Raw genomic sequence first — 9,885 nt, 5'->3', positions numbered from 1 at the left:
CGCGGAACACTTCAACCGCGGCGTGCACGAGTGGGGCTGCACCGCCGTTCCCGTCCGCGACCCCGAGACCGACACCCTGCTCGGCGTCATCGACCTCACCGGCGGAGACGAAGCCGTCGCGGGCCACACCCTGTCCCTCGTCGAGGCCACCGTCGCCGCCGTGGAGGCCGAGCTGCGCATGAACGCGCTCCGCTCCCAGATCGAACGCGGGCGCAGCACCATGATCGCCCTCGGAAACCAGCCGGGCACGGGAAGCGGCGGGCCCAGCCCGCGGAAACCCCGGCCCGCGCCCCCGGTCGCCCCGAGCGTGCGCCTCACCCTGCTCGGGCGGGAGCCCGCCCTCCTGGAGGGGGCCGGCACGGTCCTCGAACTCGGCAACCGGCACGCCGAAATCCTCACCGCGCTCAGCGCGGAACCCGCGGGCCTCAGCGCCGCCCAGCTCGCCGAGCGCGTCTACGGGCGCGGCAACGCGGTCGCCACCCTCCGCCCCGAAATGGTGCGCCTGCGCCGAGTCCTCGAACAATCCGGCCAGGACGCCAGGCTCCTGTCCCGCCCCTACCGGCTCAGCATCGTCCCCGTCGTGGACGCCGCCGAAACCCTGGCGGCCCTCGCCCGCGGCGCGCACCGACTCGCCCTCGCCGGGTACACGGGTCCCGTCCTGCCCGGCTCCAACGCCCCCGTGATCGAACAGCTCCGCAACGACGTCGAGGCCACCCTGCGCGAGGCCATGCTCGCCGACGCCGCCCCGGACCTACTCTTCGACTACGCCCAGGCCTGGGCCGACCAGGACGCCGAAGTCTGGGAAACCCTGCTCACCGTGCTCCCCGCCCGCTCGCCCAAGCGCGCCCGCGTCCTCGCGAAGCTGAACGGGTTCACGCCCTCCGGCTGAGGCCCGTTGCGCCCCGTGACGGGGATGCAACCTCCGTGCAACCTTGGCGACCCCCGGCGCAACCTTCGTGCAACCCCGACGCGCGTACCGTTTCTCCCAATCCCGAACCCCCGTTCGGAGCTGACAACGATGTCAAGAGGAGACACGATGACCGTCTACGCAAACCCCGGCACCCCGGAGTCGAAGGTACAGTTCAACAGCCGCTACGAGAACTACATTGGCGGCGAATGGGTCGCCCCCGTGAAAGGCCAGTACTTCGAAAACGTCAGCCCCGTCAACGGGCGCGTCTTCTGCGAGGTCGCCCGCGGCACCGCCGAAGACATCGAGGCGGCCCTCGACGCCGCGCACGCCGCCGCCCCCGGCTGGGGCAAGACCAGCCCCGCCGAGCGCGCCAAGGTCCTCAACCGCATCGCGGATCGCATGGAGGAAAACCTCGAGATGCTCGCCGTCGCCGAAACCTGGGACAACGGCAAGGCCGTCCGGGAAACCCTGAACGCCGACATCCCCCTCGCGATCGACCACTTCCGCTACTTCGCCGGAGCCATCCGCGCCCAGGAAGGCTCCCTCTCCCAGATCGACGAGGACCTCACGGCCTACCACTACCACGAGCCGCTCGGCGTGGTCGGCCAGATCATCCCCTGGAACTTCCCCATCCTCATGGCCGTGTGGAAGCTCGCCCCGGCGCTCGCCGCCGGGAACGCGATCGTGCTGAAGCCCGCCGAGCAGACCCCGGCCTCGATCCTGGTGCTCTTCGAGCTCATCGGGGACCTCCTGCCCGCGGGCGTCGTGAACATCGTGAACGGCTTCGGCACGGAGGCGGGCAAGCCCCTCGCGTCCAACAAGCGCATCCGCAAGATCGCCTTCACGGGGGAGACCACGACCGGCCGCCTCATCATGCAGTACGCCTCCGAGAACCTGATCCCGGTGACGCTGGAGCTCGGCGGGAAGAGCCCAAACCTGTTCTTCGAGGACATCGCCGCGCAGGACGACGCCTACTACGACAAGGCGCAGGAGGGCTTCACGATGTTCGCCCTGAACCAGGGCGAGGTGTGCACCTGCCCCTCGCGGGCGCTCATCCAGGAATCGATCGCGGACGCCTTCCTCGCGGACGTCGTGGCCCGCACCGAGGCCATCGTGCAGGGCAACCCGCTCGACACCGACACGATGATGGGCGCGCAGGCCTCGAACGACCAGCTCGAGAAGATCCTGTCCTACATCGACATCGGCAAGCAGGAGGGCGCTGAGGTGCTCACGGGCGGCGGACGCGCCGACCTCGGCGGGGACCTCTCCGGCGGCTTCTACGTGCAGCCGACGATCTTCAAGGGCACGAACGACATGCGGATCTTCCAGGAGGAGATCTTCGGGCCCGTCGTCGCCGTCACCACCTTCGCCGACTACGACGACGCGATCGACATCGCGAACGACACCATGTACGGGCTCGGCGCCGGGGTCTGGAGCCGCGACGGCAACACCGCGTACCGCGCGGGCCGGGCCATCCAGGCCGGACGGGTCTGGGTGAACAACTACCACGCCTACCCGGCGCACTCCGCGTTCGGCGGGTACAAGTCCAGCGGCATCGGGCGCGAGAACCACCTGATGATGCTCGACCACTACCAGCAGACCAAGAACCTGCTCGTGAGCCACTCGGAGACGAAGCAGGGCTTCTTCTAAACCCGCATCGCACCCCACAGACCCCCCGAAACCACACCACCCGTTTCAAAGGAGAATTATCGTGACCCAAACCATGCGCGCCGGCAGCGTCCCCGCCTTCGGCGAGAAGATCGTCGTCGGTGACCACCCGGTCCCCACCCCCGGACCGAACCAGGCCCTCGTCCGAGTCCTCACCACCGGCGTCTGCCACACCGACCTGCACGCCGTCGACGGCGACTGGCCGGTCAAGCCGTCCCCGCCGTTCATCCCCGGGCACGAGGGCGTCGGCACCGTCGAGGCCATCGGCTCCGACGTCGTTGAACTCGCCGTGGGCGACCTCGTCGGCAACGCCTGGCTCTGGTCCGCCTGCGGCCGCTGCGAGTTCTGCCGCACCGGCTGGGAGACGCTGTGCGAGTCCCAGGAAAACGGCGGCTACTCGGTGGACGGGTCCTTCGGCGAGTACATGCTCGTCGACGCCCGCTACGCCGCGAAGGTGCCCGCCGGCTCCGACCCGGTCGAGGTCGCCCCCGTGCTCTGCGCCGGGGTCACCGTGTACAAGGCGCTCAAGCTGACGAACGTGCTCCCCGGTCAGTGGGTCGTGATCTCCGGGATCGGCGGTCTCGGGCACATCGCGGTGCAGTACGCGGTTGCGATGGGCATGCGGGTCGCCGCGGTGGACATCGCCGAGGACAAGCTCGCGCTCGCCAAAAAGCACGGCGCGGAGGTCGTCGTGAACGCGAAGGACGGCGACCCCGTCGCCGCGGTGCAGGAGGCGACGGGCGGCAGCCACGGCGTGCTCGTGACCGCGGTGCACCCGGCGGCCTTCGGTCAGGCCATCGGCATGACCCGCCGCGGCGGCACCATCGTCTTCAACGGCCTGCCCCCGGGGGACTTCCCGGCCCCGATCTTCGACATCGTCCTCAAGGGGCTCACGATTCGCGGCTCGATCGTCGGCACCCGCCAGGACATGATCGAGGCGCTGGAGTTCTACGCCCGCGGCCAGATCAAGCCCACGGTGCAGGAGCGGAGCCTGGACGAGGTCAACGAGGTGCTCGACGAGATGCGCGCGGGCAAGATCGACGGACGCGTCGTGCTGCGCCTGAGCGAGGGCTAGTCCGATGTCGACCGTGGACGCCCGCCCTTCGGTGCCGGGGGAGACCGCCTCGCGGCTCGCCTTCACCGAGGCGGCCCTCACCCTGCTGGGGACACTCTGGGACCAACACGGTCCGCTGATGTTCCACCAGTCGGGCGGCTGCTGCGATGGGAGCTCGCCCATGTGCTTCCCGCTGGGGGAGTTAACGGTCGGCCAGGCGGACACCCTGCTGGGCGAGCTCGACTTCGCGGGCCCCGACGGGGACGTGCGGTCGGTGCCCTTCTATATGTCCGCCGAGCAGTTCGAGCTCTGGAAACACACCCACCTCACCGTGGACGTGGTGCCGGGGCGGGGGAGCGGCTTCTCCCTGGAGGCCCCCGAGGGGGTGCGCTTCCTGATCCGGTCCCGCCTGCTTGACGGGTAACGGCCCTCGTGAGCTGTGCGCCTCCGCCCGGGAACGGGTGGGGGCGCACGGTCGTTTCAGGGCTGGTCGGTGCGGTGGGCTGCGGGGTTTCTTATGATGGAACTGAACAAAGGTTTTGACGCTGACCGGTGCCCTGCTGGCCAGCCCCGAGGCGGGCTTAAGCCCCCTCGGCACGACCTCAGCCAATGCGTGAGACAATAGACGACGCCATGGATACTTCGAGGATCATTCCCACCCGCCCGCGTTCGACCGAGACGCGCGGCCAGGTGCGCCCGAAAGCCGAGGGTTGGACGCAGATCACCCAGGCCGACGGCCGCCCCAAGCTCCAGTTCGCTTCGCCCCGGGTGAAGCAGCCCCCGCAGCACCTGGCAGACATGACGCTCGAGGAGCGCCAGGAGAAGATGAAGTCGCTGGGCCTGCCCGCCTTCCGCGCCAAGCAACTCTCCACCCACTACTTCGAGCACTACACGACCGACCCCGAGAAAATGACGGACCTGCCGAAGGACCGTCGCGAGGAGATCGCCGCGGAGTTCTTCCCGCCGCTGCTCACCGAGGTCAAGCGCCTGGAGACCGACAACGGCGACACGATCAAGTTCCTGTGGCGACTGTTCGACGGGGCGCTCGTCGAGTCGGTGCTCATGCGATACCCCGGCCGCGTCACCCTCTGTGTCTCAAGCCAGTGCGGTTGCGGAATGAACTGCCCGTTCTGCGCGACCGGCCAGGCAGGCCTGACCCGCAACATGTCCACCGCAGAGATCCTGGACCAGGTGGTGCAGGCGAACCGCGTCATGGCCGAGGGCGGGCTGGGCGGGAAGCGTCGCGACGGCGGACACGACGCCGAGCGCGTCACCAACATCGTCTTCATGGGAATGGGTGAACCCCTCGCGAACTACAAGCGCGTCATGAACGGCGTTCACCGCATGGTCAACGAGGCCCCCGAGGGGCTCGGCATGTCCGCGCGAAACATCACCGTCTCAACGGTGGGCCTCGCGCCGGCGATCCGAAAGCTTGCCGACGAGAAGGTGCCCGTCACCTTCGCGCTTTCGTTGCACGCCCCTGACGATAACCTGCGCAACGATCTGATCCCGGTCAACAACCGCTGGGACGTCGACGAGGTACTGGACGCCGCGCGGCACTACTTCGAGACCACGGGTCGCCGGGTCAGCATCGAATACGCGCTGATTAAGGACATGAACGACCACGAGTGGCGCGCCGAGTTGCTCGGCAAGAAGCTGAACGACCGTGGCACCGGGTGGGTACACGTGAACCCGATCCCGCTGAACCCCACGCCCGGCTCCATCTGGACGAGCTCCACGCGCGAGGCCACGGATCGCTTCATCGATACCCTGCTCGCCGCCGGGATCCCGACGACGCTCCGCGACACCCGTGGCAAGGAAATCGACGGGGCCTGCGGGCAGCTCGCCGCCGCCGAGTAGCGAGCCCTGCGCCTGAGGCCCAGAGGCCCCTCGATCACGCATCGGGCAGGGCCGCCGTTTCGTGCGCGCTTTTCGCGGCGGGGCGTTCCGGGACGGTGCTGACGCGTCTGCCGCTGAGTGTTTCCCATTCGAGGACTCCGTTGTTGTTGTCGAGGAGTGTCCAGCCCCGGTAGCGCCACCCTCGGGGGAAGGGGCCCCGGCGTCGCCCGGTGGGGCCGATACCGGCCCGGGCTCCGGGGTCGCCGAGCCCTTTCATCGTGTGGTGCGTGCGACACAGGTGTGCGAGGTTGTCGTGCGCGGTTTCCCCGCCCTGGTCCCAGGGGGTGGAATGGTCAAGGTCGCATCGGATCGCGGGGCGTTCGCAGCCGGGGAAGCGGCAGTGCTGGTCCCGGAGCTCGGTGAATCTTCGGAGCGCTTTCGGCGGCGTGTAGCTGTCACGCCCGACGTTCAAGATCGCGCCCTGGTCGTCCAGGTAGAGGTTCCGGAGGGTGCCGAGGGCGAATGCGAAGCGGAGCGCGGTCTCGTCATCGAGCACCCCGTACCCCTGCAGTTCGGCGAACTCTTTCGCGTGGATCTGTCTCGCAATGTTCTTCGCGGAATTTCCCGCGTTCCCAGGGTCGAGGGTCGGATTCAGGTCGAGTTCGTGTCGGATGCCCGCGAGGAGCCTGACGGGCACGGTCACGGTGACCTGCCCGCGTATCCCGCGGATCGGTGAGGTGGGGAGCCGCCCGGGCCGGAACCCCGGCACCGGTTCCCCCGTGGCCTCGGGGACTGGTGCTCCGTCGATTTCTCCGTGCGAGACGAGATCGACCGCCACGTCCGCTCGCAGTTGCGAGAAGGTCCGTGGCAGCGGGATCTCGGCCAGCGCCGTATCGAGCGCTTCCGTGCTCCTGTCCGGGCTGTTGTCCGGGGCGTTTTCGTGTGTCCGGGTGGTTGTGGCGACCAGTTTCCGGTGTTCGCTCTTTTCGAGGGCGGCGAGGTGTTTCGCGAGGGCGTCGATGCTGTCCATCGCGGTGAGCAGCTCCGGTGCGGAGGAGCGGATGGTGAGTTCCATCATCCCGTTCCGGCCGGGATCGAGCCAGGCACCGCGGCGCGTGAACGCGTCCGCGTGCCTGGCCTCTGGGGAGATCGGGTCGACCCGGTTGCGGAGCCCTTCGGCGACGCGGACGAGTTTTGCGGGGGTGAGGGTGGGGGCGATCTTCGCGAGTTGTTCGTCGAGGATGCTGCGGGCCACGGGGGTGGCGTCGAGGGTGGCGTGTGCGATGGTGTGCACCCGCCCCTGGTCGAGCGCACCGGCCTGGAAGGCCGCCCAGGTGTGGGGGAGGTCGTGGCAGACGGTGATGGCGTGGTTGAGGAGCTTGGTCGCGGTGGGGGTGCCGAGGGTGGTCGCGGACGCGATTTCCTCAGCGAGCTGGTTCATGCGGTGTTGGTGTTCTGCAGGGGTGACGACGGGGTCGATGATCTCACCGGTTGCGGCGAGGACCCGGGCAGCGTCCTCGGTCGCTTCGCGGGTGAAGCGTTCCTCGGTGAGCCGGGCAAGGTCCGAAACCAGGCGGACTCGTGTGGCTTCTGCCTGGTTCTTGGCCCGGGTGGCCTCGGTGATCGCGTCGCTCAACGATTGCTCCGCAGCGCGCAGTTCCTCGGCGGTGAGGGTCGCGCGGGCATCGCTCGTGGCCCGCTGCTGGGCGGCAAGGGGATGCGTCGAGTCAGCGCCATCCGAGGGGGCGGCTTCGATGCGGGACGCGTTCAGGGCGTCCTCGGCGATGCGTTGGGCGATGCGGGCGGCGGTGCCCGCGGTGATCGTGCTGCTGCCCGGCACCCGGGCATAGGGACCGGGAGGGAGTGCGTCCGGGGTGCCGGGCGGGGACGCGCCGGGGGCGCCGTCCGGGCTGGGATCGAGAGGGGAAGGAACCATGCCCCCAGGCTCGCCCGCCGCGAAACGCAGCGGGCGTCGGCAGGGCAATCTGTGCAAAACCCTCGTGGGTCGCCACCTGTGTGTCAGCTCAAGATCACGGCCCGCGCAGCGGAAATAACCCCGCAGAAACAACAAACCGGCCCCCACTCGATGAGTGGGGGCCGGTGTCGCACGCGGTCAGAGACCGCGAATCAGGCGAGTGTTACGCGGAGATGCGCACGTTCTCGGCCTGGGGGCCCTTGGGGCCCTGAGCGGCGTCGAACTCGACGCGCTGGTTGTCTTCGAGGTTGCGGAAGCCATCGCTCTGGATCGCGCTGAAGTGCACGAACAGGTCCGCGCCTCCGTCGTCGGGGGAGATGAAGCCGAAGCCCTTGTCGGAGTTGAACCATTTGACGATGCCAGTGGCCATGTCATTTCTCTTTCTTTTGGTGCGTGCCGTCCGCAACTTGCGGGTTCGGCGGGTGCCGCGACACGGAGGACGCGGACAAATGTGGGGCAGTGCCGGTGGGGCAGTGCGGGGAGTCCGAGGCTAGGAGCGGCGGAACTCGGTAACGAGCGGGCAGTCGAATGGATTTCGCGCGGAGAGCCCGACACGGTTCAGGTATGCGATGACAATCGCGTACGAACGAAGGATGGTGGTTTCAGTGTACGGCACATTCAGCTCCGCGCAGTGCGCTTTTACCAATTGACTGGTTCTGTACAGGTGCGGACGGGGCATGCTCGGGAACAGGTGGTGCTCAACCTGGTAGTTGAGGCCGCCGAAAAGCGCGCTCGCCCACCAACCGCCGGTGACGTTTCGAGAGGTGCGAACCTGCTTCGTGAAGAAGTCCAGCTTCTCGTCCGGGCCCACGAGGGGCATGCCCTTGTGGTTCGGCGCGAAGGCGGCCCCCATGTAGACGCCGAACACGGCGAGCTGCACCCCGAGGAAGGCGAAGGCCATTCCGACGGGCAGGAACCAGAACAGCGCGGTGAGGACGATCGCGAAGCGCACCCCGATCATCGTGAACTCCTTCCAGCGGCCCTCGATGGGGCGCCGGGTGAAGAGGCTCTTGATCGACGTGTAGTGCAGGTTGATGCCCTCAAGGGTCAGCAGGGGGAAGAACAGCGTGCCCTGGCGGCGCGTCAGCCACGCCAGGAAACCCTTCTGCTCGGCTGCGGACTCCTCCGTGAAGGAGATGGTGTCGAACTCGATGTCGGGGTCTTTGCCCTTTTTGTTCGGGTTCGCGTGGTGACGGGTGTGCTTCGTCATCCACCAGCTGTAGCTCATGCCGACCACGCCAGCGGCGAGGAAGCGACCGAGCCGGTCGTTCGCGGGACCCGAGCTGAGCACCGCGCGGTGCGAGGCCTCGTGCGCGATGAACGCGAACTGCGTCAGGATCAGTCCGAGAGCCGCGGCGATGAGGAGCTGGAACCAGCTATCGCCCAGCAGGATGAAGCCGGTGATGGCTCCGCCGAGGGCCAGGATCAGGCCAACGCCGAGGATGGCGTAGAAACCGGGGGTCCGGCTGAGGAGGTTCTCCTCCCGGACGAGCTTGGCCACTGCGGTGTAACTGGCGGTGGTGCTCTTGGCGTTCGGGTCCTTCGGCTTCGTTGCCCGGACCCCTCCCGCGAGTGTGGCTGCGGGGAGAGTGGGTGTTGTAATGGAGTCATCCGCTCGGTTGTCAGCGTTGCCGCTGTGTGGTGACGCTCGAAGATCTCGGAACGCTTAGTGGCGACTCTATCCGGCGCACCTGCTCAAACGGGTATATGTCCGGAGTCCTCCCGGCTGGCTCACAGACACCCCTCGCCCGGGGTCAGTCGGAACCGCCCCGAATGCGGGCCAGGGTCGAACGCCGAACGGTGACCGGGTGGGGCTGATTGGCCCGTGTTCGTGGGGCTCGGGGCCCAAAGATCAGTAATTTATACGGATGTCTCAGCCGGGCTTCGTTTCTAGATTGGGGAGGTCCCAACCAGATTTCCTTCTGGTGCCCGAAAACGAGAGGACCTTTCTTGCTCTCCCACACGACGCTCCCGAACCGCGCTGGGGCGGTTCCACCCACCCGGGGGAGGAGACGCGCCACGCTCGCGACACTCGTCCTCGGCCTCGGCTTGACCGGGGGCATCGCGGCCCCCCTCCTGGTCCCGCAGGCTGCTGAGGCGGCCATCATCCGCGAGGAGCAACTCGGCAACGGCCCGAAGACGTGGGTGGTGCCCGAGGGCGTCACCCGGGTCGCCGTCTCGCTGGCCGGTGGCCGGGGTGGGCACGGCGGTGACTCGGAGTACAACGCTGATGGCACGCCGAAGGACGCCGGAAACGGTGGCTCTGGGGGCATCGTCTCTGGCGAACTCGTTGTTGCCCCGGGCGACACGCTGACCCTGTTCGGTGCGGATGCCGGGGGGAACGCGAAAACGGAGCCCCGTGAGGCAGTCGGCGCTGGCGGCTCCGGCTGGAAGAACGGTGGCTCCGGTGGCACCTATCGGAAGTCGTTCGGCCGCTCA

At 68.1% G+C, this 9,885-nt stretch carries 7 protein-coding genes and 2 pseudogenes; 6 read left to right on the top strand and 3 right to left on the bottom strand.

Features of this window, described 5'->3' with window-relative positions:
* From OOT08_RS02550 to rlmN, 5 genes and pseudogenes are all read left to right on the top strand, one after another.
* Positions 1-889 (top strand): annotated as a pseudogene (locus OOT08_RS02550) (hypothetical protein); the annotation flags it as partial.
* A gap of 147 nt (positions 890-1,036) precedes the next feature.
* Positions 1,037-2,560: an acetaldehyde dehydrogenase ExaC gene (exaC, locus tag OOT08_RS02545; protein WP_325090977.1), complete on the top strand. Its 1,524-nt coding sequence runs from the start codon at positions 1,037-1,039 to the stop codon at positions 2,558-2,560.
* Positions 2,561-2,633: 73 nt separating this feature from the next.
* Positions 2,634-3,653, top strand: coding sequence for an alcohol dehydrogenase AdhP (adhP, locus tag OOT08_RS02540; protein WP_325091288.1), 1,020 nt, complete (start codon positions 2,634-2,636; stop codon positions 3,651-3,653).
* A gap of 4 nt (positions 3,654-3,657) precedes the next feature.
* Positions 3,658-4,056: a DUF779 domain-containing protein gene (locus OOT08_RS02535; protein WP_325090976.1), complete on the top strand. Its 399-nt coding sequence runs from the start codon at positions 3,658-3,660 to the stop codon at positions 4,054-4,056.
* Positions 4,057-4,265: 209 nt separating this feature from the next.
* A complete protein-coding gene (gene rlmN / locus OOT08_RS02530) occupies positions 4,266-5,492 on the top strand; it encodes a 23S rRNA (adenine(2503)-C(2))-methyltransferase RlmN (protein ID WP_325090975.1) in 1,227 nt (408 codons plus the stop codon).
* A 34-nt stretch (positions 5,493-5,526) separates the two neighbouring features.
* On the opposite strand, the gene OOT08_RS02525 is transcribed toward rlmN, so the two are convergent.
* From OOT08_RS02525 to OOT08_RS02515, 3 genes are all read right to left on the bottom strand, one after another.
* Positions 5,527-7,407 carry a DUF222 domain-containing protein gene (locus tag OOT08_RS02525; protein WP_325090974.1) on the bottom strand — a complete coding sequence of 627 codons (1,881 nt, stop codon included), beginning with the start codon at positions 7,405-7,407 and terminating at the stop codon, positions 5,527-5,529.
* 202 nt (positions 7,408-7,609) lie between these two features.
* On the bottom strand, positions 7,610-7,816 hold the full coding sequence (locus OOT08_RS02520; protein WP_325090973.1) for a cold-shock protein: 207 nt from the start codon (positions 7,814-7,816) through the stop codon (positions 7,610-7,612).
* Positions 7,817-7,936: 120 nt separating this feature from the next.
* Positions 7,937-9,049, bottom strand: coding sequence for a fatty acid desaturase family protein (locus OOT08_RS02515; RefSeq protein WP_442916171.1), 1,113 nt, complete (start codon positions 9,047-9,049; stop codon positions 7,937-7,939).
* A 347-nt stretch (positions 9,050-9,396) separates the two neighbouring features.
* Between OOT08_RS02515 and OOT08_RS02510 the strand changes: the two are divergent.
* Positions 9,397-9,885, top strand: a pseudogene (locus OOT08_RS02510) (hypothetical protein); the annotation flags it as partial.

Source organism: Leucobacter sp. M11 (genome assembly GCF_035726885.1).
In the GTDB taxonomy this organism is placed as follows: Bacteria; Actinomycetota; Actinomycetes; order Actinomycetales; family Microbacteriaceae; genus JAPFRB01.
Note: the sequence above shows the minus strand (reverse complement) of the source record. Positions and strands in the feature narration are given on the sequence as shown.